Source organism: Bacillus cereus group sp. MYBK108-1 (genome assembly GCF_051917185.1).
Taxonomy (GTDB): domain Bacteria; phylum Bacillota; class Bacilli; order Bacillales; family Bacillaceae_G; genus Bacillus_A; species Bacillus_A cereus.
In genome coordinates this window covers 34,821-58,759 of record NZ_JBQAHZ010000015.1, presented here as the reverse complement: position 1 = coordinate 58,759, position 23,939 = coordinate 34,821, and the positions used below count along the sequence as shown (strand labels likewise).

The following is a 23,939-nucleotide window of genomic DNA, read 5'->3' as shown; positions in this document are numbered from 1 at the left end:
CGAATACATGGGCAACTAGTTTTACCTTTTATTAAAAATTCCATGTTTCTTCATCCCTTGAATATTTTTCAAATAAAAATACATACTATTTTCAAGCCGCCGTATCCACGGCTAATACTTCTTTCTTTTGTTGCAGTAGAAGCAGGTAGGTTCTTCACTTATCTGCTTTCTCTGTATATTTTTTAAGAAATCGAAAATAATACCAACAAGCTGTTTGAACTAGCAGCTTCACTCTTCTCGTAATGGGGATGCAATTTATCACAATTAGCTAACTCATTGAACTCATTGGCAGACAACAAAAATCGTTGTCTGCTTTTTGTATGAAATCTTTCATTTTACATATAATACTTTTGAACCTGCATACCAATACGAGCCATTTTGGTGCTTGAGATTTCCCTTCCGGGGATAAGTATTTTTTACTTATCCCTTTTTTGTATAGACACGTATATTTACGGCAAAGCTAATTACAAGCAGATTTTCTGTTTATGCGTAGTTCTAAACAAGATTACTTTTTCTCCTATTAAAGGACGGCAGGTACGACTGCTAGTCCTTTTTTCTTATTTCGCATACTATCCCTTCTGTTAACTTCACACTGCATTATCTTCATCATCGTAGTAAGTAATTTCCCAATAAGGATGGTAGTTGTGTTTCTCGAGTTCCCCATCCAACAAAACTAACAAATTAGTTTTTCAGTTTCCAACGTTCGTATCCCAATACCCAATACGAGTTAAATCCTTCATAAACTTCTCTTGTTCCATTTCGATAATTGCGGAATGTGTAATGAAAATACTCGCTCGCTTCAATACCTTTTCTTTCAACCAAAGTGGTCTACTGAAATAGTAGACATAATAAGTTCCGTTCTCTTTTTGCTGCAACATAACATTCTCGTACCATTTGGATGTGTTACGAATTTCTTTCAACCCATCGTCCAATTCTTTGTTTGCAAAAGATATTTTCGTATCGTTATACCAATTGATGTTTTCATAATTCGTATCATCAGAGGAGCTAGTACGAATTGCTTTCTCTCGATTTTTTCCGATTAAATATTGTTCATATGTAAGTTGCACTTATTCTTGAATTGCGACATGGTAGTACTCCCCTTGCTCTACTGGTTTTGGAGTATAAAATTTCTTTTATAACTTTTAAATACGGTGAATGAAATTTTTGTTTTTTCTTGCCATCATCCTTGTTGTATACAAACAAAAAAAGAGCCGCAATATTTTGCGACTCTTTTACAATTATAACTATTTAACGGCCACGTCTTTGCTGACCTTGTTTTGTACTACCTTTTTTATTACTTGGCTTATTAAATGATCGATTATTTTCATTTCTCGAACTATTTCTTGAATCACGTCTTGAACCTTCACGGCTATCTCTTTGACGATTTTGACCTGATTTCTTCGGAGCCGGCTTTGGTACCGGTTTTCCATTTTCATCTACACGTTTTATCTTCGGTTGTTCGATTATTTCTCTTTGTATTGGTGCACCAAGCGTTTTTTCAATTTCTTCTAAATGTTTTTCATCTTTCGCTGCAACGAACGTAATTGCAAGACCTGATCCACCTGCACGTCCTGTTCGGCCAATGCGATGAATGTAACTTTCTACATCTTCAGGGATATCATAGTTAAATACGTGCGTTACACCATCTACATCAAGTCCACGAGCTGCTACATCCGTTGCGATTAAGTACTGAATTTTAGCTTCGCGGAAACTCTTCATAACTCTTTCACGTTTCGCTTGAGGTATATCACCATGAAGTTCAGCACAATTATAACCTAGTCCTTTTAAATTATCATAAAGCTTACTTGCTCTAACCTTTGTACGACAGAAAATAACAGCTAAAAATGGCTGATCACGATCCATAACAAAACGAAGTGCATCTGGCTTTGCACGGTCTGTCGTCTCAATGACACGCTGCTCAATTGTATCAACCGTTACTTCTTCACTTTGTACTTGAATCATTTGCGGTTCATCCATATAACGCTTCGCCAATTTTTTAATATCTTTTGGCATCGTTGCTGAGAATAACATCGTTTGTTTACTACCTGGTGTCTCATCTAAAATATCTTCAATATCATATAAGAAACCAAAATAAAGCATTTGATCCGCTTCATCTAGTACAATCGTTGAAAGATTACTTAAATCAATTGTTTCACGTCGTATATGATCTAATAATCGTCCTGGTGTTGCAACAACAATATGTGTATTACCTTTTAATTTTCTCAATTGTTGTGCTACATCTTGCCCACCATAAATCGCTAGTACATTAATATCTTCTCTTTGAACAAGCATTTTTTTAATTTCAGCTGTAATTTGCAGAGCTAGTTCCCTTGTTGGTGCAACAATTAAGGCCTGAACATCACTAGACTCTGGATCGATTTTTTCTAAAATCGGTAACACGAATGCTAACGTTTTACCCGTTCCTGTTTTCGCCTGCCCAATAATATCTTTACCTGACAGAATAACTGGAATTGCCTTCTCTTGAATTGGTGTTGCTTCTGTAATTCCATTTTCACGTAATGTATGATTAAAAGTTTCACTAATTCCTAATTCTAAAAAGTTTTTCAAATAGACCACTTCTTTTCCTTATTTTTCACATTAGCTTTCATTGTACCATTTGTTTCGCCAAATATGAAAAATAAAAAAATTCTTATCTTCTTTTTTTATATTCATCCTGTACTAGATGAACAAATTCTTTTTGCTTTTTCTCAGATTTTATTAATGCTTCCATGTTAGTAGAAGACAAAATATACTTTTTAATTTTTCTATTACTCCAAATTAAACTTGTATACTTCGGATCTTCATGTAGATTTCGAAACCACTCTAATTCACTTAATTTTGCAATATGGTGTTTCAATTTCATGTCATTTCGAGGATAAAACAAAATTATATCCATTATTACATCAAGCAATAAACTCATCTTCTCCCCTCCTATACATATATATTTCAAATTTACGGAAACATAGTTAAAGGGTGATGGAATTGAACACTACATTCATAAAGATATTTTGCATATTTTTCTTACTATATTTTCAGTCGACCTCAATTATTATGGCAAAATCTCGAACAAATGTGATAAGTGAATTTAAACAAGCTTTACTCAAAAATGATAAAAAATTAATGCAGTCATATGTAACAGAAGGAGTTGAACTACCTACTTTCCAAAAGGAAAAACCTATTCATGAAATTAAAATAGTACCATCTCCAAAAGAAGATACTACAATTCTTATTTCTTATTTCAAAGGCACTAATGATGAATTTACTGTCGGTTTCATTTTAGAAATAGTAACAAAAAATAATAAAATATCTCAAATCAATCAAATTTATGATGGGAATCCACTTATGAAAGAAGCTACTATCGTAAAAGAATATGAAATGAATTGTAAGGAACATATACTTACTCCTACAAAATTCCCATTCGAAATTCACGAATTTCAAGGGTACATCTATAACGATTACTTAAACCTCCAATACTACAATGAAGATATTAATGGGATTTTAAAAATCACTGTTTCACCAGTTCAAAATAAATTAGGCTTCTATGTACATAGGGGAGCTAAGTTCTACAGTTTAAAAAATAATATGAACGCATTATATAATCCTCATTTTGATTCAGCATATGAACTTATCTTTCAGAAGAATGGTTTTCAATATACAATTGCAATTGGTAACAAACGCTATATACAAGGAAAATATAACGTAAAGAATTTAATTAAAATTGCAGAATCTATGAATTAAAAAAACGATCTTTTCGATATAGGAAAGATCGTTTTTTTATTATTTTATACAGTAAGCTTTCCTCCATGATAGCAATAATACTGTGCTGCTTTAAAACTTTTAATCCTATTTAAAGACTGTTTCGCTTTTTCTATATCCAAACAAAAATTCGGATTAGCTATTACTAACTCACGATTCTCTTGAACAGCCGCATCTCCCGTAATTACACAGTCTAAATTCGGAAAATATAATGAAATATGCCCCGAAGTATGTCCTGGCGTCGCTACTATTTGACATTCATTATTCAAAATCATTTGACCATCATGCACTTTTTCATCGACGGAAATATGTTTTATATTTTTTAACTGTTGTATAAACCATTTACCAAATTCTTTTTCTTCATTTGGCATACGTTCTAACATTTCTTCAGCTTGAACTAACCTCTCTGATTTTATATCACCACTAATATAGTTAGATTCAATTTCACTAGCAATAACATTAATGTGAGGATATTTCACTTTGAAATCATATAAAGCCCCTATATGGTCATCATCATAATGAGTAATAATTATATTTTTTAAGTTTTTCATCTCATATCCATGTTTTAATATTGCATTTTCAATTAAAGGTAAAAAACTTGGATATCCTGTATCGACTAACGTTAATTCATTATGTACTATAATTAAACTTGGATAAACACATTGTTTTTGCCCGTTAAATTCGAATTCAATTGGTAGTTCTATTATTTTCATTTTTCTTCCCCCATACCGCTTATAAAATGCATAATAATAACTAAATGATCCACATACATCTTACAATATATATACTATGTAACGGAACAATGTGAATCATTGTATAATCCACATTATATTATTTTAAACAGGTAATCCCCTATTTTTATGGAAATATATAATTAAGAAAAACAATAAAATTGATTAATCTCTCACTTCTTTGTCCATCCTTTTAAAAAATCTATGTTTTTGTAAAAGGAGTGTTTATATGGAGAAACAGACACTTTGGAAAAAGTTCAAAAAAAGCTCTGTAAACCTCGGTAAATCCAGCGTATATGAAAGTATTATTTTATTCTACACAATGAAAAAGAAAGAATTACCTACTAAAGCAAAATTCATAATATTAGCCGCTTTATCTTATTACGTATTAACAATCGATTTCATTCCAGATATAGCTGCTATTATTGGGATTGGCTTATTAGATGATGTTTTAGCAATCGCTGTAGCGCATAAATACGTTATGAGACACGCAGATGCTGAAATTCGAGAGAAGAGCAAAGTAAAGATGGAGTCATTATTTACTTCAGCACAAGCATAATTAAACTATCTAGTCATTTACCATGAGAGCATTGCAGAATAAATTCCTAAACAGTAAAAGAATTTCTCTTAGTCCTCAAACCATAAACAAATAGGGTGTCAGCACTTATTCCTAAGTTCTGGCACCCTTTTATTTGTTCTTATTTCTATCTGTTATACAGTTGCATGTGTCCCCTTATACAAAACTGCTATTGCCGCGACTATAAGGATCACACCCATAAAAGCAGGTGTAGCATGACCAAGCGATACATAGATTTGCCCTCCAATAATAGGACCAATTATTCTTGCTAAAGCTTGAATAGATTGGCTTCCACCTTGAATCCTTCCTTGTTCACTAGAACTAACAGACTTTGAAAGCATCCCGTTGAATGAAGGTCCGAAAATTGAATCCCCAAAACCATACATCAGCATCCCAGCAATAAGTAGTGGATAGAGTGAAAACAAAGCTGATGCCGCAATAAAACTGTATCCTATAATCTCCGAAACCATCCCAAGAATTGCTATTTGTTTATCACTAAGCTTGATCAAAAGCTTTGGCATGATAAAACCTTGTGAAACAATGTCTTGAAAGCCCAAAATTGAAAACATAAGTCCGATTAATGCAGGTTTCCAACTGAAAGTATCCATTGTAAATTGCGTGAAAATTGCTTGTAAAGATCCGTTAGGTATCCAAAATAAAAACGCTGAGACAAGTAACCACTTTAAATTTTTCATGGAAAGTATGTTTGCTAGCTGTACAAAAGGATTTAACCTTACAAAAGTAATCTCTTTCAACCTATTATTTTTTTCAAGGCTCTCAGGCATATATTTGATCCCATATACAACATTTATTAACGTTATGATTGCACCAAAATATATAGGTACAGTATCACCAAAATTGGCAAGTATCCCCCCAATGGTTGGGCCAATGATAGTTCCCGCACCTACAACTGCACTCACCCATCCAAAATATTTCGTTCTCTGTTCTTTTGGAATGATGTCTGCAAAATATGCGAAGATAGTACTTATGCTCCCGCCTGTTATTCCTTCTATTATGCGTCCAGCAAATAGTACCCATAAAGCTCCTCCTATTCCAAAAACTAAGTACCCAATTGCAGAACCCAATAAGCATATTAAAAGTAGTGGACGACGGCCATACTTATCGCTTAAAGCTCCGAGTACTGGTGCAGCTAAAAACACGCAGGCCGCATATACGGAAGTTAGTAGTGTAACAACCAATGCTTGTTCTTCCGGATTACTTGTATATGGCTGTACTAAGAATGGGACTACAGGCATGATGATACTGAAACCTATACCACAAAGAAATACAGAAATAAGTCCGAATAGTAAAGCATGTTTATCTATGCTTTTTTCAGTTCCCCTTTCATTTTTCGATCTAAATATAGACATTTAACTTCTCCCCTAAAAATTTTGTTGCTTTGTCAACAAAATAATAACTCTATTTTGTTGATTAGTCAACAAAAATAAAATAATAAAAAAGCAGCCTATTCTCATTAGAGTAAGGCTGCCCGTAAAAGCCCGATTGGTGAGGGCTGATAATCAGTGGAGATGAAGCCCCCCACTGATTAAAGTTTCACTTTATTATTAAAATATATTACGATTTAATATGTATACCTTGTTTCTTTATTTCTGCATCCAAATGTCTACTATACTTTTCCACAAAGCTAATTATACTGTTGAATTCTTCTTCAGTTACTTGTTCAAATACAGCTTTATCTCGCTCTTGAAACTCTTTGTGCAGATTTTCATGGATTTTATAAATTTCTTTCCCTTGTTCGGTAAGCCTAAAATAAATTTCTTTCTTATTTTCTGACTTTTGGTAGCTTTCAACAAGGCCTTTTTGTATGAGCTTCTTAGTCATTCTACTTATAGCACCGCGAGTCACATAAAAAGCCTCTGCGAGTTGTGTCACGTTAGAATCTGCATTGTTTTCAATATATTCAATGCAGTGGACTTCAGAAGACTTAAAACCTTTAAGACCCTCTTCCATCTTATCTTTATTAAGCCAAACCAGCTTATTATATAATTCCCTGAAACCGTTCATGACCTGTTCTTCTTTATTCATGCCCTGCCCTCCTCACCGCTCATTAGCACATTAAAACTATTATATTAAATTTCTGCTTACGTTTCGACAATATTGAAATAATTATTATAACATTAAAGATATGTGTAAAAATAGGCGCTTATATAAAATAATTTTTAAACAGCAAATTTTGCAAGTTTATTTCTACTTACAGTAAACGGTAGACAAAAAGTAAGAGCTAAGATCATTTCTCTTAGCTCTTCTTTCATAAAACTATTTCACTTCATTAGCGACAAAAAAGTGCTCACATACACTTGATATGCGCTGTAAGTCCACGTTCCCACCAGATATAACAGCCACTACTTTTTTCCCTTTTATATAACTATCAACTTTTCCTGCAAGAAGTGCAGCAGTTGCTAATGCACCTGCACCTTCTACAACAGCTTTCCCACGTTGTAATAAATCTTTCATCGCTACTTCCAGCTCTTTTTCTGATACAGTTACAATATCATCTACTAATTCTTTTACAATTTCAAATGTTAATTCACCTGGTATTTTAACTGCGCAACCATCTGCAATAGTAGGCGCCTCATAGTGTTCTACGATTGCTCCTTTATCGTAAGATGCCTTCATTCCATGAACATTATCTGCTTGGACACCAATTATATTAATGGATGGATTAAAAGATTTCAATGCTACAGAAATACCAGAAATAATTCCGCCTCCACCTATTGGTACAATGACAGTATCTACATCCCACATATCATCAAGAATGTCTAATCCAATTGTACCTTGACCAGCCATTACCTCTACATCATCATATGGATGTAAGTATGTTTCACCTGTTTCCCTTATAATTTCTTCACATTTTACCTTTGCATCATCAAAGGTTTCACCATGTAAAATCACTTCAGATCCATATCCTTTTGTTGCTTCAACTTTTGCCTGAGGTGCAGAAATTGGCATAACAATTTTACTCTTAATACCGAGTAAATGAGCAGATAATGCAACTCCTTGTGCATGATTACCTGCTGAACATGCAATTACACCTCTTTCTTTTTCTTGATCCGTGAGCCGCGACATTTTATTAAATGCGCCACGAAATTTAAAAGAACCCGTTAATTGCATATTTTCTAATTTCAAATGAATTTCTCCACCCGTTTTACTAGTCAAGTAAAAAGATTTTACTAATGGCGTTTTACGAGCATTTCTATCTAGAATTTTGTGAGCTTTTTTAATATCGTCTATATGTAATGGTAGTTTTCTAGTTATCATACTGACACCTCTTCCAATGTTCTATTCCTAAGTTTTCGTAAGTCGTAGCTCCTTTATACGAAAAGAAAAAGTCTTTATATATGTACCCCACTCTGAAATAAACACATTTGCAAACAATTTAACATCCTCTTCATATCGCGTTCTTTATAATGATTTAAACATGCAATTTGGATCCAATTATTCTTTTGTAAATAAGATGACTCATAATGAACGATGTATCCTTGTAATGCTAATGTATCGCCTACTACTTTAGAAGAATAATTTTCGCTCAATACAATAGTAAGTATAATTGGCGCGGCATGTTCTTTAGGTGAAACAAGCTTTAAACCCATATCAGTAATAACTTCTTCAACATAATCATATGTCTCTTTAATTTTTACAAATGCCTTTTCATCTTCAAATCTCTTCAACGCTTCTTGCAATGCATAAATTAAATTCCATGATTGTGAGTATGGAATACTTTCATTTTCTTCATACATGCCAATGTCCATATAGGCCGGCACAGCCTCGTTTATTTTTACAATGTGGTTATGAAAAACGAAAGAAATTCCTGTATATGATTTAATCGCTTTACCGCTAACACCACTTGCAAAATACACATCCTTCAAGTCTAATGGTATTGCTCCAATTGAGCTTATGCAATCTACACACAGTTTCATTTGATTCTCGTTACAAAGAGTATTTAGCTCGTTTAAATCGTTTAACATTCCAGTAGATGTTTCATGATGAACAAACCAAATCCATTCATAATTTCCAGTTGTCATAATTTCTTCTAATTCGGTATAAATAAATGGATCTCCCATTTCCTTTTTATACGTATCAAAATGTAACCGTGCTCGTTTTGCATGTCCAACTAATCTATTACCAAATTCCCCATTTGTTAATACTAGTCCTTTCCCTTTTAAAGAACGTAACTGTAAAGCAATCGCATCATTTGCTAACGTCCCTGTTCCTAACATAAGCTGTACATGTTTTGCTTTTGTCATGTGAAGTAACCGTTTTTTCACATTGTCCATCATCACTTGAAATGACTTAGAGCGATGGGAAATAGGTCGCGTAGAAAATGCCTTTCGAACGTTCTCTTCAATATCTACTGGACCAGGTAAAAACGTATATTCTTTCGTCATAATCCCCCCAACACTCGACTCTTCAAACATAGCAGGGGTAACATACATTGGCTGGAAGGCTGCTTCTTCTGTACCAACTAACGTATGGAAAGATTTGAATCCCATTTGCTCATATAAAGCTAGTTCACGTGTTGTTGCAGAAATGAGTGCTAATTCATATCCATTTAGAAGCAAATAACGATGTAGAAAACGAATTAATCCTAACAACGCTCTTCCATTTCTATATTCACGTTCTACTGAAAGTAAACGAATTTCATACACTTTTTCTCCATGCTCTTGCAAATAAATATCTAAATTTGAAATTTTATAATCTAACGAGAATGGTCGTTTTCCCCGCACTGCGACCATACCTACTAATCTATCCTCATCTAAACAAATTAAATATGTATTTTCTTTATGAAACCGATCTATACGAAACCGTTCTTTCGTTTCTTCATGTTGTGGTATCTCTTCTACAAAAGTTTTATAATTCAATTTATGTATACTTTCAAATTCCCAATCTTGATCAGCAACTTTATAAATTAACCCCATGCCTTATCTCCTTTATCTATTTAATAAAAAATGATAAGTGGAGATTATCCCCACTTATTAAACATTCATTTTATTCTCGATTTACATATAGAATGAGTACAATAATTATTCCACTTAATATAGTGGTAACAATAGAATAAGAATAAAGAATCATACAAATTGGTAAACAAGCAATCGTAATTAGTCCTGGCTTCGTAAACCCTTTAAATATTAAATAAAATACAATAAAAATGCCTAAGAGGGTAAGCGCTATCAAATAATCAAATGCGATTAGTCCTCCTATAAATGTTGAAATACCTTTACCGCCCTTGCCTTTAAATAAAACTGGATAAATATGTCCAATAATAACGGCCAATAATGTTAACATTACGAATGTAGGATCTTCAAAAAGGTATTTTGCTACAGCAACAACGATTGCCCCTTTAATTGCATCACCTAAAAATGTAGCGATGAAATACCCTTTTCCATATACGCGCCCCATATTTCTTGCGCCAGGATTTCCGCTTCCTTCATCCCTAATATCAACGTTATGTCTCAATTTTGTTACTATATAAGCCGTCAATATGTTTCCAATTAAATAAGAAGCCACCAAATATAAAAACTGCATACTATTAATCATGTAATCATTCACTTTCTACATGGGAATACATATACAATATTCAATTACTACGTATATTGTACGTTTTTAACATACATCCCTTTATACATTTTAACATCATATTTTTACAAATCATACAAAAATTCTCATACCTATTTTTAAAAATATATATCCCTCATTAAATAATATGTTCCTTTCACTGCCATTTCTGCTTGTGATACGAATGTAATTTCTTTCATACTTTCTTCACACCATTTCTTAAATACAGCAAATATTTCAGGAACTAAACGCAATATACTGCCACTTACTGCAATTGGCGTTGAGTGCTTAAAGTTCAACTTGTTATAAACATTTACTGTAATCCTTGCTAATTCCTTTCCAGCTTGCATCATAATTTCATGCGCATCATCATTGCCATCTCTCGCTTCCTGAATAACTAATGGGGCGATTGCTGCAATTTTATCTTTAGAAGAAGTATATACTAAGCTTTTTATATGAGACGGTGTCAAAAGTTGAAACTGCCTTTGAATATTCAAACTCAATGGACAAAGACTGATTCCTTGATCGAACTGAATTGCCATTTTCTTTAAAGCTTGTAATGCAATCCAATATCCGCTCCCCTCATCTCCTAAAATATGTCCCCATCCACCGCTATACTGATATACTTCTCCTTTTTTTCCTATACAAATTGCACCTGTACCACCTATAGTTAATATTCCATCCTTACCTTTTAAAGCAGCTGCATGTGCGATCATTGCATCATTAAAAATTTCAATTTTTGTTCCGTATTTCTTTTTTAAACGTAATGTTAATTCATTTGTATTCGCTCCGCTTATACCAGCTAATCCTAAACAAACACAAACACAATGCCCATTTATTAAACTCTTCTGGCATTGATTAATTGCTTCCATAATATGCACAAGAGCTTCTTCAAAATCTATTAATATGTTTCCAAAACCACTGGTACCTCTTACAAGTTCATTTCCGTCTTTATCAAATGCAATTGCCTCGGTCTTTGTTCCCCCGCCATCTACTCCAATCATATACTTCATATGTTCGCCTCATTTTCATTTGCGTATGGAGGGAATGTTATATTCCCTAAAATTATGGAATTCTTAGCACCTGTTGCGCTCGGCACATTACTCGGATTACGATGATACGTTTCGTTTGCTAAAATAGCAAATGCAATTGCTTCTTTCGCTGCTGAAGAATGACCAATATCTTCTTGTATACATATGCTACATTTCTCTTCTCTTAATCCATTCCGTAACATTTCAACAAGTGTATTATTATAACTTCCACCACCACCTAAAATCACCTCATCAATTTCATAATACGGCAAAATAAACGCCTTATAATGATGAACAATTGAACATGCTGTAAACATCGTGACAGTTGCCAATATATTTTCTTTACTATGCTTTTTAAATCGATTCAATAATTCAGTCACAAACGCTTCTCCAAACTGTTCTCTACCTGTTGATTTTGGTGGTTTCATGTTCAAAAATGGATGGTTCATACAGTATGTTAAAATTTCATCTACAACTACCCCCTGCTTTGCAATCCAACCATTTTGATCATATGGTACATGAAATAATCTTTGACATACTTCATCGATTACCATGTTGCCTGGTCCAGTATCGAAAGCAATAACACTCTCTTTACTTCGTTTACTTGGAACCACTGTAACATTACTAATCCCACCAATATTTTGTAGTAGTCTATTTTTAGTTTGATGCCGATATAAAATAATCTCTGAATATGGTACAAGTGGTGCACCTTGTCCCCCTGCCGCTATGTCCATCGTTCGGAAATTCGAGATAACCGTCGTGTTCGTTTCATATGCTATTACTGCTGGTTCCCCAATTTGCAATGTTGAAGAAATAATATTCCCTTCTTGCTTTGGCTGATGATAAATCGTTTGTCCGTGAGAGCCTATTAAATCTAATTGTCTCAAAGGAAAATTGGCCTCTTTACAAACTTCCTTTACAGCATTGGCGAAGCATAAACCAAGTTTAAAATTTAAACTACATATAAGTTGGACATTCGAAGTTTCAATTGATAACGCTTGTTGGATCTCATTTTTCATATCATTACAAAATGGAACAGTAGTAAAATGGATGAGTTGGATTTTAGAATCTACACCACTTCCTTCTATATGAACGAGCGCTACATCTATTCCATCTAATGAAGTACCAGACATTACCCCTGCAATATACATAACGTGCATGACCTCCTATTTACTAAAAAACAATCATGTAAGTAACGAACGTACAACCAATCGAAAACAATATAAATCTAAAAAACAACTGAGCTTTCGATGCAAACGATCCATCAATGAAAGAAACAACTACCGTAAGCAAAACGCTTGCCGCAATACTTGTAACAAGCCAGATACTATGCATTTGTGATAGATTTAGCATGCCTAATAAAGGGACAAAAAGTAAATTTGCACAAATCACTCCAAATAATAATAAAAATACGCCTTTATAACTAAATTTTATATTCATTCTATTTCCCCCTTTCTAGTTTTAATGTGAAAGAAGTGATAGACAAAAAGTCTATCACTCAAAATAACAGCGTGCAGATTAAGGATTAACAGATTCCCCGTCACCATTTTTTTCAATTTCAAGCATATTTTTGTCGTACATTTTAAAGAATGGTAAATAAATAAGGAACGATATTGCTATATTTATAAAAACTAATACAATCGCACGCCAATCTCCACCTGTTGCTAAATATGCACCAATTGGAGCAGGTAATGTCCATGGCGGCATAATATGCGTTGGTGTTACAAATCCCATCGCAGTTGCTGAATATGCAACAGTTGCTGTTACAAGTGGTGTAATGATAAATGGGATAATTAAAATTGGATTTAGTACAATCGGTAATCCGAATATGACTGGTTCATTAATATTAAAAATACCCGGAACAATACAAGTTCTTGATAATGCTTTCGAATATTTCGATCGACCAAATACAATCATAGCTAATACAAGCCCTAACGTCGCACCAGAACCGCCAATCCATATAAACCATTGATATAACGGCTCTGGTGAAATAAATGGCAACTGATCTGCTCCACTAGCAACTGCTTCACCATTTTTCCCTAGGTATACTTCCCATAATGGCCGAGCAACAGTTCCAACAACCGACACACCATGGATTCCGAATGACCAAAAAAACGTAATTAAAAACACTGGAATCATTACACCGAAGTAACTGTCCCCAGCTTTTACTAATGGTGCTGCTAATTTATCAACAACATGGTGTAAATCAATGCTAAAAACGACAGTTACTAGACTCATTATAATAATAACGAATGCTGCAGGTATAAGTGCTTCAAATGAACGCGATACAGATGGCGGTACTTGTTCTGGCATTTTAATCATTACATTTTTCTTCTTACAAAACCTTAAAATCTCTACGGATAAAATAGAAACAATCATCGTCACAAATAATCCATGACCTCCGAGATTTGTCATCGGAAGCATGAATCCTTTTTTATCAATTAACTCAGGCGTTAATGTTAAAAGTAGTGAACATACCGCGAGCTGTGCTCCTGATAAAGCATCTAATTTATAACTTTTCGCTAAATTATATCCTATTCCAAATGCGATATATAAGGACATAATAAACATGGTTAAACGATATGGTATCAATATACTTGTTTGATTCTTTAATGCCCAAACTGATATAAAACTATCTTTCGGCAGTGGTGGAAATGCTACTATTAAAAAGAAGCTTCCTACTATAATAAATGGTAACGCCGAAATAACTCCATCACGGATTGCTTGTAAATGTCTCTGCTCAGAAAGCCTTGCCATCGGTCCAGATAAGTTTTTATCAAGAAACGTGACAAACTTATTCATAACGTTTCCCCCTAACTGATTAATTCATTTACAGTTTTTAATAAAGTCGGGCCGCCAAGCGGTGTGTATGCTTGCGGCGGTATGATGCCACACGGAATTGATTCCTCCTCTGCAAATTTTTTTACAGAGTCAAATCGGTGTCTTATTTGAGGTGCCACCATTACGACATCCCAGCCATTCTTTACTTCTTCCTCTACCTCATTCGTTCCAATTGCATGCACTTCCATGTTCACACCATTTTTCTCCGCTTCTTTTTTTAAAGCGTTCACAACAATTGCACTGGACATTCCTCCAGAACAGACGAACAAGACTTTCATTTATTAATCCTCCTATACTTATAATTTATTACCCTTCAAATGAAAGGAAGTTTCACTTTACTAACAAGCATATGAAGTAGTAAATGAATTTAGTTATAATGAAAGTAAATTTCATTAAAAATATTTTTCCTATTAAATTAATGTTTCAATATGCAATTTTCTCTATTGCAAAATCAACCTCGCCTCATATATTATTTTAAATAATCATATGATAGGGAGGCGTATAAATGATCGTTAAACGTTTATTAATGATATGTTGTATCGTTATCTTGTTCATCCCTTTCTCTTTCATTCCCCCTCACTTTACTTATGCTGAAGTAAATACTACGTACAAAAAACATGAATTACGTGCTGTATGGATCGCATCAGTTCTGAATATTGATTGGCCCTCAAAAACTGGCTTACCTATTGAAAAACAGAAGCAAGAATTTATAAGATTATTAGACGATGTAAAAAGCACTGGTATGAATGCAGTTGTTGTACAAATTAAACCAACCGCTGATGCTTTCTATCCTTCAAATTACGGTCCTTGGTCTGAATACATTACAGGAACACAAGGAAAAGATCCTGGTTATGACCCGCTCGCATTTATGATTGAAGAAACTCATAAAAGAAATATAGAATTCCACGCTTGGATTAACCCATACCGAATAACGATGAATCACACCGATATAAATCGATTATCAAATAATCACCCTGCAAGGCAACATCCCGATTGGGTTGTCCCTTATGGCGGAAAGTTATATTACAATCCCGGTATTCCGGAAGTGAAAAAATTTATAACAGAAGGCGCTTTAGAAATCGTACAAAATTACGATATTGATGCGCTGCATATGGATGATTATTTTTACCCATATAAAGTAGCCGGTGAAGAATTTCCAGATCAGAAAACGTACGAAACATATAATAATGGTAGATTTACAAATATAGAAGATTGGCGACGTAACAATGTAAATGAACTTGTAAAAGATTTAAATACTGCTATAAAACAAGAAAAATCATATGTAAAGTTTGGCATTAGTCCGTTCGGCGTATGGCGAAATATAGCTGACGATCCCACTGGCTCTAACACAACCGCAGGCCAAAGAAACTATGATGACCTTTATGCTGACACACGTGAGTGGATACAAAAAGGATATATTGACTACATTACACCGCAAATATATTGGAATATAGGTTTCACCCCAGCTGCATATGACATATTAGTAGATTGGTGGGTTAAAGAAACAAATAACAAATCGCTTCACCTATACATCGGTCAAGCGGCCTATAAAATTAATAATAACTCCGTCCCTGCTTGGTCTGATCCAGAAGAATATCCAAAACAAATTGCATTAAACAGGCTATATCCTGATATAAAAGGTAGTATGCATTTTAGCTTAAAAGATATTAATAACAATCCACTCGGAGTTAAAGATAGACTTTCAAAAAACATATATAAACATCCTGCATTAATCCCGCCTATGCCTTGGCTTGATCATGATCCACCAAAACAACCGACTTTAAAAGGCGCCTTTCCAAGAGATGAAGGTATTGCAATCGGTATCATTGACAATAGAGATAATGATTCTGCTTATTACGCTATTTACCGCGTGAATGGGAAAAATGAAGTGGATATACAAAATCCCCAAAATTTACTTACTACTGTAAGAAAAACAAAACTTGGAGAAATTTATGTAGATAAAACCGCTATTTCCGGAGAAACGTATACCTATGTCGTAACTGCAGTTGATCGATTGCATAATGAAAGTGTGGCTTCTAGTAAATCTACTATTCAAGCAAAATAAAAGTAAGAGCCCCCATTTTTTTGAATGCGGGCTCTTACTTTTATTTTCGTAGTTCACTATATTGAATATGAATTCTATTCTCAGGGTTTTTATCTACTGTGTAAAGTACAAATAAGAAGAACCATTCTAGTGGCTTCATTAAAATATAAACAAAATCAGCCGACCATTTCGTATTAATATGTTTACTAATCGGATAACCGTATTTATCATAAAAATTACGAATAACTTTATGACATTTTGGTACCCGCTCCTCAATTACATTTTCAAAAGCGTTCGCAATTAATAACTGTCGATTAACTGTAATTCTTTCCCCATGCCTAATTCCTGCTCGTAATGGCTTAACGATGTTTTTATGGCCTTTCACAGAAACTGTACATAAATAATGCCCATCCCCGGAGACAATTTGAGGACTTGGGGCAGGAATCTTAGAATAATTAAAACTACTTGTTTCCATAAACACTCTTATAAAACTATCTGGTTTTTGGCCAAACAGTATTAAAATGAATTGAATAATTAACAAGACAGGAAATAAACTTATCATCCAGACTGTAGCCATTTTTTGATATCCAAAAGAAATACGATACAGCAATAATATAATTCTGTTGCTCTGCGTATAATCTTTCTCATTCTGAGATTGTATGAAATAACCTAATGTATTTCTTAATTTAGCTAAGAATAATAGACTAAAGGCAAGCATTCCAACTTGAATACAAAAGACTGGAATGTATCTCAATCCTCCGAGTTCCGTATAAAAGGCAAAGCCTGTATGGGTAATATAGATGAATGTATATACAATGTTTACTATCATTAAAGTACTATAAAAAATATAAAATATTGGTGAAAGTTTTGTTAAGCCTTTCGTTAATCTCCAATACGAAACCGCACCTAAAATAACTAAGAGAACTACTATAGCAATGTGGTCATGTGCTAAAGAAGCATATTGATCAGACATCATTCCGTTCTTTTCAAATTTATGTAATGGTATTCCTCCTCTTACATCATTTGCATTCCACATAATGCCTAAACCAAATATAAAATAACTCAAACATATTGATAATATTTCCTGTGGCTCGAACTTTAGTATACTTGAGGAATTTTCCTTCTTCGATTGGAAACTATCCCAAGCTTTACTAATGGGATAGCCCAGAAATAAAAATAAAATTACAAATAGGATGACTAACTCAAATAACACAATACCATACCCCTTTTATAATAATTATTTACACAAAGTACAAAAAACCACTCTATATTTTACCATTTATTTACGTTTGCATATACAATTTTACAAAAGATTAAACGCTCTCAATTTACAAAAAAAAACGCCTAAAAGCTGAAACATTCAACTTTTTAGGCGATCTCTTCTATTTATTCTTAAACTTCTCAGTCGCTGCCCTCATCTTCACATTTAAATCGTGATCAATCGAGTCGCGAATATCTCGCTCTACTACTTCCATTTCTTTTTTGAAATTTTCCAAGTAGATCTTCAGTTCTTCTTCCTTCTCTGGTCTTTGTGAAGGTGGTAATTGTACTACCAACGATAACATGGCCGTTAAATCTTTCATTAAGAATGTTTCAAGTTTATGTTGTTGTTCAAACATGCGTTGCTCTTGATAGTACGGAAGTGCATTTAATACTGAAATTGTAATATCATCAACCGTTCTTTGTAATGAAGGATTTATTGAGCGTTTATACGCTTGAATTGTATTTAATGCGTCTGGATAACGGTCATAAAAATACAATTTGTAAAATGATAAGTCTGTCGGTTTTACAGTTTGCTGCGCTTCTTGTCTTAAGAAATCTTTCACTTTCATCGCAGCCACATCAATATCTTCATTTGTAAGCTTTTTCGTAGTTTTTGCCATTACATGCACTTTTTTCTGCTTTTCTTTCGGTAACATCGAGAAGACTTGCTCTCTCGTACGTTGACCTGATGCACAAAATAGAGTATTTAATGTATTTTGTTCTTTCTTTCCTTCGATGCGAATCCAGCGATAAAACAGTGGATGTTGTGTAAATTCTTGTAGAAACGGTATTGATTTGTTTGATATCTTATCTAAAGAATCTTGTGCTCTTTTATATGGCTTCGTCCATGAAAAATACAGTTTCCGCCCGAAGTATACGACTAAAACAACGACAGTAAATGCTATTAAAAGCAATGTACCGAGTAGTAATAGTACTGTTTGAATGAAACTCATTTGTTCACCTCCTCTAATAATCCGTTATTTCCTTGGACGCTGAATGAGTTTCTGCTTCATCTCATCATTAAATGTGTCTAGTTCAATAACGAACTTCTTGCTTGACTCAATAATACGTTCTGACGATTTTTCAGATGCTTCAATTGCAGCGAACACATTTTGGAATGATTCACGTAATTTATCCATGCTAATAGCAGGGTTTTCAAGCAATTTCGTCGTTTCTTCTGTATTTTGTTTTAACGCTTGAGAATTACTTAATACCATCGATTCAATTGCTTCATTCGTTGCATTTACCGCATCAATTGTTTTACGTTGATTCGTTAATGCAAGCTGAATAGCAGCTGAAACTGTTACAACGTTTTGCGTCATCGTAATTGCATTACGTATTGCCTCTGTTAATTTTTCATTATTTTTCTTAATGATGTCTACAGAAGCTATAGATTGTAATAATACACTTTTCGCTTGCTGCATATTACGTGTACGTACAAGTATCTTTTCTAATGCATCGTTAATTAACGGAATATCCCTTTGACGCTCTGGGTTTTGTTTCTCAGCTTCAAGCATGCCAGCAAGCTTTTTCCCTAAGTATACTTGTTTATCAAGAGCATGAATTTTATCGTGCGATTGTTCTTTTAACATTTCAAGACCAACTGTATCCTCTTGTAAGTTATCACGACCAATTAGAAGGGATCTAATAATTTCCTCAATTTGCTTATCTATAGATTGATATTTATGCACGTATGTTTCAAGTGGATTTTTCTTAAATACTTTAAACATAATTTTCTTCATACCACTTGCTTTTAATGAATTCGGATCAAGCTCTGATACTACTTTGCGTAATTCTAACAATGTATTTGGAATTTCTTCATTCTTTCCATTCATCATCGCTGTGACAGGACGTTTTAATGCTGATAACGTTTGTCCTGCTGCTTGTTGTTCTTTATCCCCCAAATCTCCTAGCTGCGACAATACTTTCGATAAATCTGTATTTTGCTCGCTATTTAACTTTTGTACATAAAGATCGGCTTCTTTATTTAATTCATCAAGTTCTTCATCTTTTATAACTGTATCAACCACTACTTCTACATTATTATCTTTCACAATGGATACAGGTTCTTTTTTCTCGAGTTCAGTCAACAAAATCGCTCCTTTATTTATATGTGCGAATTTATATGCACTATATTTCATCAATTATATCGTATTTCATACACATTCTGATTGCTTGAAATCGATTTTTTTAGAAATGTCTGTTTATGCAGTCATTCCCTGTTTCTTACTATAAGTATACCTGTAATCAACATAATTTTCCTCAGACTTAAGACCTAGAGAACTACATGCTGAAGGCGGATTCTTCATATATTTCCTAAATAATTTACGTTCTTTTAATCGTGCTACACTCAATCTTTTGACATTCACCCGTTTTCAATGTGATAATTCTATTACACTCACTTCTATTTATTTTTGCGAGCTACAAATGCTCCCTTTTGAAACGCTAATAACACTGTTTCAAACGTATCATCTTCTTCAATCATTTTTATAAACTCATCTAATTCACTTGCATGAGAAGTTGCATTATCAACAACAAGAAAACCTTTTGGCTGTAACATACGTTTTATATGCTCAAACCACCACATGTATTGCGTGCGCTCTGAATCTAGGAAAATAAAATCAAATGAATGATCTAATTGGGAATCTAAAAATGCCCCTGCTTCTTGATTGTGAACATCAATCCTTTGTAAAAGGTTTGCCTTTTCAAAATTGACAAGTGCCTCTCCAACTCGTTCTGAAGAAAGCTCTACAGTTGTTACATTTCCATTTGTTTCTTCTACCGCATTAGCTAACCACAATGTAGAATAACCATTAGAAGTTCCGATTTCTAAAATGTTTTTTGCATTACACCCTTTTACTAAAATTGATAAAAATTGCCCCATCTCACGAGAAATATTCCGTAATTTTTCTTCCCGTATTTTTTTATTCCGATCATGCTCTTCTCCATATTGTTCAAGTTGAAGTAATAATGAATCTAACGTACCCATTCTTTTCATCGCCTTTCCAAGCAATATGATGAAAAAACTCTTGCTGCCCGTCTACTTTTATTATATGCGAAACGAAATCCTTTTTCCCGTTATATGACAAAGATTTATAATTTTTTATAGCATATTGTTTCGTTTTTTGGTAAAGTTAATTTCTACGTGCAATTATTCCATTCATATTATTTCATATAAAAATTGCAGTTATTAAATTATATAAACCCCATTTAAATGAATCGGTATTTCAAATTCAATTAAGCGCCCTTTTCGGACGCATTTTCTTTGTTTATATATTTCCAGAAGAAAGGATGCTTACAAATGAACGTGATTAGCTTAGATGCTGCTCGAAAACGAAAGCAGCATAAAAAATTAATGATTACTATACCGATTATTACACGTATTTATGAAGAAGACGGGGAAATTAAATTTGAGGTAGCTGGCGAAAAAGATGTACCTCTTGAAATGTTAGAAAAATAATAAAAAACGCATTTCTGAAGAAATGCGCTTTTTTATATTTTTACATTCAAATGCATAAGTTTTTCAGGATTAACCATCATATAAATATTTGAAATCTTCTCATCCTCAAATGCAAACGAAAGAACATATGTTACTTTATTATTTATTGTAACTATAACTCCTGGTATACCATTTACCATTTTGAAATCAACAGTGTACTCTTCTGTCAATCGTTGTGCAATCCCAAAGAACAAACGTATAATTCGATCTGCAGAATAAATTGGATTGATCGCAGTCGTAACTTTACCGCCACCATCAGCTTTGAGTATAGCATCTGTTTTTAATACTTCCAACATACCTTCCGTATCCCCACACTGTAATGATGCTACAAACTTTTCAACATAAGAAGCCATTTTCTCCGTGCTTAATTTTGATTGCTTCGGTTTCTCCAACATGCTTTTTCGTGCACGTTGAAAGATCTTCCTGCAGTTCACACTACTCTTATCAACAATTGAAGCTATTTCTTCGTATTCATAACTGAAAACCTCTCTTAATATGAAAACAATCCTTTCTACCTCAGATAGTTGTTGTAAAAGTAATAAATATGCGGTGGAAAGGGATTCTTTCATTATAAATGACTTTGATGGCTCATCACTCTCTTCTACAAGTGGCTCTGGTAACCACATCCCTACATACACGTTACGTTTATGCGCTGCCGATCGTAATTTATCAATTGAACGATTTGTCGCCATCTTACATAAATATGCTTTCATATTTTCTATAGATTGTGGATCTTCTATATTATTTAGCGAGATAAATACATCCTGAACGATATCCTCAGCATCCATAACACTCCCAAGGATTCTGTATGATAACGAAAATAATAATGGTTGATACGCTTCATATAACTGCTCCGTTTCCATGATGAACTGCCCCACTTTCATATTGCTTTAAAATGTGTAACGCTGCACGTTTCCCGCTTGCTACCGCAGCATCAGCTAATATTTCATCATGCCCTGCCCAATCTCCTGCAACATAAACACCTGGCATTTCAGGTATATTAGGACCCGGCTTTTCAACACGGTCAATATGAGGAAAATCATGTACTACTGTTATTTTCGGTAAATATTGCTGTGCAACAACTTCCCTTTTCCAATTTGGGTGTAACAACTCCATCGTACTTTCCAACTGTTCTTTATCTTCATGAATATGATTCATCTCTAGCACAGGATTATGGTACTTAATTAGACTCACTGCAATTGATCCGTCTTCACTTAATTTAGCTGCTCTCGATTGATTTGTGAAAAATATAGGTTGATCTAATCCTAATACAAATTGATGTGTAGGATTGGGTAATTGTCTCAAGCCAATATCTAATGCACCAACAGTAACCGGTACCGATTGTTCACTCCATTTATGCAAACTTGTTCCTTCTGCACCTTTTATTATTTTACAAGCCTCTTTCGGCGGAGTCGTCACGATGACTGTACCTACTTCAAAAACCTCATCATCAACACAATGTATTCTTTGTTTATCTTCATAATACTCTATTTCCAAAACATGCTTTTTAGCCAAAAATTTTACCCCGACATCATTCGCTAAATCTCTTAATTTTGTTATTATCGTCTCCCAACCACCATCTACATAAAGCACTCCTTCTTTTATAGAAAGCTGTATTTGCTTTAGTACAGATGATGCTAATTGTATTGTAGGAGCAAACGTATATGTTGTTGTCCGGCATAGCGCATAAAATATATTGCGAACCATTGGATCTTTTATTTCATTTTCTGCCCATGTAGTTAGACTCATTTTCGGAACTTCTCCTACATCTAAATTTCCTAAACGAATCATAAGACGTGAGAATTGTACTTTTGCAGACCAAGAAAGTAGTGGTGTTGATAAAATTGAGCGAAAATCTGTTGGGATGGTGAATATATCCCCTTTCCATATTCCATGTGCTTTTGTAGATGGTATTCCACCTGGAAGATTCAAACCGAGCTCATTAAAAGTTATAAACGCTGCCCCGCCTCTATATAAAGCATGTGCACCAAGATTCATGCAGATTCCATTTTTATTTATAGTCATCCCTCGGCCACCGAATTGACTGGATTTTTCTAATACAATCACTTTCTTTCCAGCTTTCGCTAAATATATAGATGCTGTTAATCCAGCAAGCCCACCGCCAACAATTGCTACATCAAATGTATTCATAATAAAATCCCTCCTTATCGTTCTACATACAAGACGAACGATTAAGGAGGGATGTGACATGAAAATAAATTTTTATTACCCTACTTTATTTCATTACTTTTTAATTCGGTCATATTGCATACGAAATAACTCAATTGCAAATGGAATATCCTCTTCACTCTTTATATAATAACTGATCCATCCTGATTCAGGTAATACGTGATGTGGTTTTACCAATCCTTGCTTCACTAATTCATCTCGCTTTAACTTCGGAAATGGTAAATCAGCTAATTTATCACCATGAAGATGGCCAAGTTCTTTCTTACCATAATTTATTTCAATACCACCAAATCGATGCGGTTTTTCAGAAACACCCGCCCAGCTGAGTACTTCATTTCTAATCATTTCACTAAATGACATGAACATTCACTCCTTATAAATGATTGATGTACTTTTAAATTAACATTTTCATTACTTTTTTCCATCAATCCAA

General features: G+C 33.9%; 25 protein-coding genes. 4 read left to right on the top strand and 21 right to left on the bottom strand.

Features of this window, described 5'->3' with window-relative positions; all coding sequences use genetic code 11:
* Window positions 1-689 precede the first annotated feature (689 nt).
* The 3 genes from ACTFSL_RS19655 to ACTFSL_RS19645 all read right to left on the bottom strand — a co-directional run bounded on the left by ACTFSL_RS19655 (window position 690) and on the right by ACTFSL_RS19645 (window position 2,920).
* Complete coding sequence (locus ACTFSL_RS19655) at window positions 690-1,067, bottom strand: hypothetical protein (RefSeq protein WP_240690438.1); 378 nt, start codon at window positions 1,065-1,067, stop codon at window positions 690-692.
* 181 nt (window positions 1,068-1,248) lie between these two features.
* Entirely contained in the window at window positions 1,249-2,577 is a 1,329-nt protein-coding gene (locus ACTFSL_RS19650; RefSeq protein WP_135277652.1) for a DEAD/DEAH box helicase, read from the bottom strand.
* A gap of 73 nt (window positions 2,578-2,650) precedes the next feature.
* Window positions 2,651-2,920: a hypothetical protein gene (locus ACTFSL_RS19645; protein WP_000054894.1), complete on the bottom strand. Its 270-nt coding sequence runs from the start codon at window positions 2,918-2,920 to the stop codon at window positions 2,651-2,653.
* Window positions 2,921-2,976: 56 nt separating this feature from the next.
* Between ACTFSL_RS19645 and ACTFSL_RS19640 the strand changes: the two genes are divergently transcribed.
* Window positions 2,977-3,738, top strand: coding sequence for a hypothetical protein (locus tag ACTFSL_RS19640; protein ID WP_205664827.1), 762 nt, complete (start codon window positions 2,977-2,979; stop codon window positions 3,736-3,738).
* Window positions 3,739-3,782: 44 nt separating this feature from the next.
* On the opposite strand, the gene ACTFSL_RS19635 is transcribed toward ACTFSL_RS19640, so the two are convergent.
* Window positions 3,783-4,469: an MBL fold metallo-hydrolase gene (locus tag ACTFSL_RS19635; protein ID WP_135277656.1), complete on the bottom strand. Its 687-nt coding sequence runs from the start codon at window positions 4,467-4,469 to the stop codon at window positions 3,783-3,785.
* 247 nt (window positions 4,470-4,716) lie between these two features.
* On the opposite strand from ACTFSL_RS19635, the gene ACTFSL_RS19630 reads away from it, so the two are divergent.
* Window positions 4,717-5,046, top strand: a complete 330-nt coding sequence (locus ACTFSL_RS19630; RefSeq protein ID WP_000415089.1) for a YkvA family protein — start codon at window positions 4,717-4,719, stop codon at window positions 5,044-5,046.
* Window positions 5,047-5,198: 152 nt separating this feature from the next.
* Here the strand turns inward: ACTFSL_RS19630 and ACTFSL_RS19625 are convergent, their stop codons facing one another.
* From ACTFSL_RS19625 to ACTFSL_RS19580, 10 genes are all read right to left on the bottom strand, one after another.
* Window positions 5,199-6,434, bottom strand: a complete 1,236-nt coding sequence (locus tag ACTFSL_RS19625; RefSeq protein WP_135277658.1) for an MFS transporter — start codon at window positions 6,432-6,434, stop codon at window positions 5,199-5,201.
* 205 nt (window positions 6,435-6,639) lie between these two features.
* Entirely contained in the window at window positions 6,640-7,110 is a 471-nt protein-coding gene (locus ACTFSL_RS19620) for a MarR family transcriptional regulator (RefSeq protein WP_001030904.1), read from the bottom strand.
* A gap of 231 nt (window positions 7,111-7,341) precedes the next feature.
* Entirely contained in the window at window positions 7,342-8,343 is a 1,002-nt protein-coding gene (gene tdcB / locus ACTFSL_RS19615; RefSeq protein ID WP_000632959.1) for a bifunctional threonine ammonia-lyase/L-serine ammonia-lyase TdcB, read from the bottom strand.
* Between the two features lie 74 nt (window positions 8,344-8,417).
* Entirely contained in the window at window positions 8,418-10,001 is a 1,584-nt protein-coding gene (locus ACTFSL_RS19610; protein ID WP_000523062.1) for an aminotransferase class V-fold PLP-dependent enzyme, read from the bottom strand.
* A gap of 70 nt (window positions 10,002-10,071) precedes the next feature.
* Window positions 10,072-10,620, bottom strand: coding sequence for a glycerol-3-phosphate 1-O-acyltransferase PlsY (plsY, locus tag ACTFSL_RS19605; RefSeq protein WP_000610870.1), 549 nt, complete (start codon window positions 10,618-10,620; stop codon window positions 10,072-10,074).
* 137 nt (window positions 10,621-10,757) lie between these two features.
* A complete protein-coding gene (locus ACTFSL_RS19600; RefSeq protein ID WP_135277662.1) occupies window positions 10,758-11,651 on the bottom strand; it encodes a BadF/BadG/BcrA/BcrD ATPase family protein in 894 nt (297 codons plus the stop codon).
* The gene (gene anmK / locus ACTFSL_RS19595; protein WP_135277664.1) at window positions 11,648-12,820 is read right to left on the bottom strand and encodes an anhydro-N-acetylmuramic acid kinase AnmK; all 1,173 of its coding nucleotides are present in this window, start codon (window positions 12,818-12,820) and stop codon (window positions 11,648-11,650) included. The genes ACTFSL_RS19600 and anmK overlap by 4 nt, the downstream gene beginning before the upstream one ends.
* Before the next feature lie 22 nt (window positions 12,821-12,842).
* Complete coding sequence (locus tag ACTFSL_RS19590; RefSeq protein ID WP_001021963.1) at window positions 12,843-13,109, bottom strand: hypothetical protein; 267 nt, start codon at window positions 13,107-13,109, stop codon at window positions 12,843-12,845.
* Window positions 13,110-13,187: 78 nt separating this feature from the next.
* Window positions 13,188-14,471, bottom strand: coding sequence for a PTS sugar transporter subunit IIC (locus ACTFSL_RS19585; protein WP_001032280.1), 1,284 nt, complete (start codon window positions 14,469-14,471; stop codon window positions 13,188-13,190).
* Window positions 14,472-14,482: 11 nt separating this feature from the next.
* A complete protein-coding gene (locus ACTFSL_RS19580; RefSeq protein ID WP_000865907.1) occupies window positions 14,483-14,788 on the bottom strand; it encodes a PTS sugar transporter subunit IIB in 306 nt (101 codons plus the stop codon).
* A gap of 227 nt (window positions 14,789-15,015) precedes the next feature.
* Here ACTFSL_RS19580 and ACTFSL_RS19575 point away from each other — a divergent pair, with 227 nt between their 5' ends.
* Window positions 15,016-16,575 (top strand): glycoside hydrolase family 10 protein, encoded by a 1,560-nt coding sequence (locus ACTFSL_RS19575; RefSeq protein WP_135277667.1) that lies wholly within the window; start codon window positions 15,016-15,018, stop codon window positions 16,573-16,575.
* 40 nt (window positions 16,576-16,615) lie between these two features.
* Here ACTFSL_RS19575 and ACTFSL_RS19570 read toward each other — a convergent pair whose 3' ends face one another.
* From ACTFSL_RS19570 to ACTFSL_RS19555, 4 genes are all read right to left on the bottom strand, one after another.
* A complete protein-coding gene (locus ACTFSL_RS19570; protein WP_000895915.1) occupies window positions 16,616-17,767 on the bottom strand; it encodes a DUF6688 domain-containing protein in 1,152 nt (383 codons plus the stop codon).
* A 169-nt stretch (window positions 17,768-17,936) separates the two neighbouring features.
* On the bottom strand, window positions 17,937-18,770 hold the full coding sequence (locus tag ACTFSL_RS19565) for a DUF3974 domain-containing protein (RefSeq protein WP_069355595.1): 834 nt from the start codon (window positions 18,768-18,770) through the stop codon (window positions 17,937-17,939).
* 24 nt (window positions 18,771-18,794) lie between these two features.
* On the bottom strand, window positions 18,795-19,907 hold the full coding sequence (locus ACTFSL_RS19560; RefSeq protein ID WP_000137402.1) for a toxic anion resistance protein: 1,113 nt from the start codon (window positions 19,905-19,907) through the stop codon (window positions 18,795-18,797).
* A 314-nt stretch (window positions 19,908-20,221) separates the two neighbouring features.
* Complete coding sequence (locus ACTFSL_RS19555; RefSeq protein ID WP_135277669.1) at window positions 20,222-20,815, bottom strand: O-methyltransferase; 594 nt, start codon at window positions 20,813-20,815, stop codon at window positions 20,222-20,224.
* Between the two features lie 303 nt (window positions 20,816-21,118).
* Here ACTFSL_RS19555 and ACTFSL_RS19550 point away from each other — a divergent pair, with 303 nt between their 5' ends.
* Complete coding sequence (locus ACTFSL_RS19550; protein ID WP_001100984.1) at window positions 21,119-21,277, top strand: hypothetical protein; 159 nt, start codon at window positions 21,119-21,121, stop codon at window positions 21,275-21,277.
* Window positions 21,278-21,309: 32 nt separating this feature from the next.
* On the opposite strand, the gene ACTFSL_RS19545 is transcribed toward ACTFSL_RS19550, so the two are convergent.
* The 3 genes from ACTFSL_RS19545 to ACTFSL_RS19535 form a co-directional block, all read right to left on the bottom strand.
* The gene (locus tag ACTFSL_RS19545; protein WP_000447162.1) at window positions 21,310-22,179 is read right to left on the bottom strand and encodes a sigma-70 family RNA polymerase sigma factor; all 870 of its coding nucleotides are present in this window, start codon (window positions 22,177-22,179) and stop codon (window positions 21,310-21,312) included.
* Entirely contained in the window at window positions 22,157-23,467 is a 1,311-nt protein-coding gene (locus tag ACTFSL_RS19540; RefSeq protein WP_135277671.1) for a phytoene desaturase family protein, read from the bottom strand. The genes ACTFSL_RS19545 and ACTFSL_RS19540 overlap by 23 nt, the downstream gene beginning before the upstream one ends.
* Before the next feature lie 93 nt (window positions 23,468-23,560).
* Complete coding sequence (locus tag ACTFSL_RS19535; RefSeq protein WP_000010317.1) at window positions 23,561-23,866, bottom strand: luciferase domain-containing protein; 306 nt, start codon at window positions 23,864-23,866, stop codon at window positions 23,561-23,563.
* Between the last annotated feature and the right edge of the window lie 73 nt (window positions 23,867-23,939).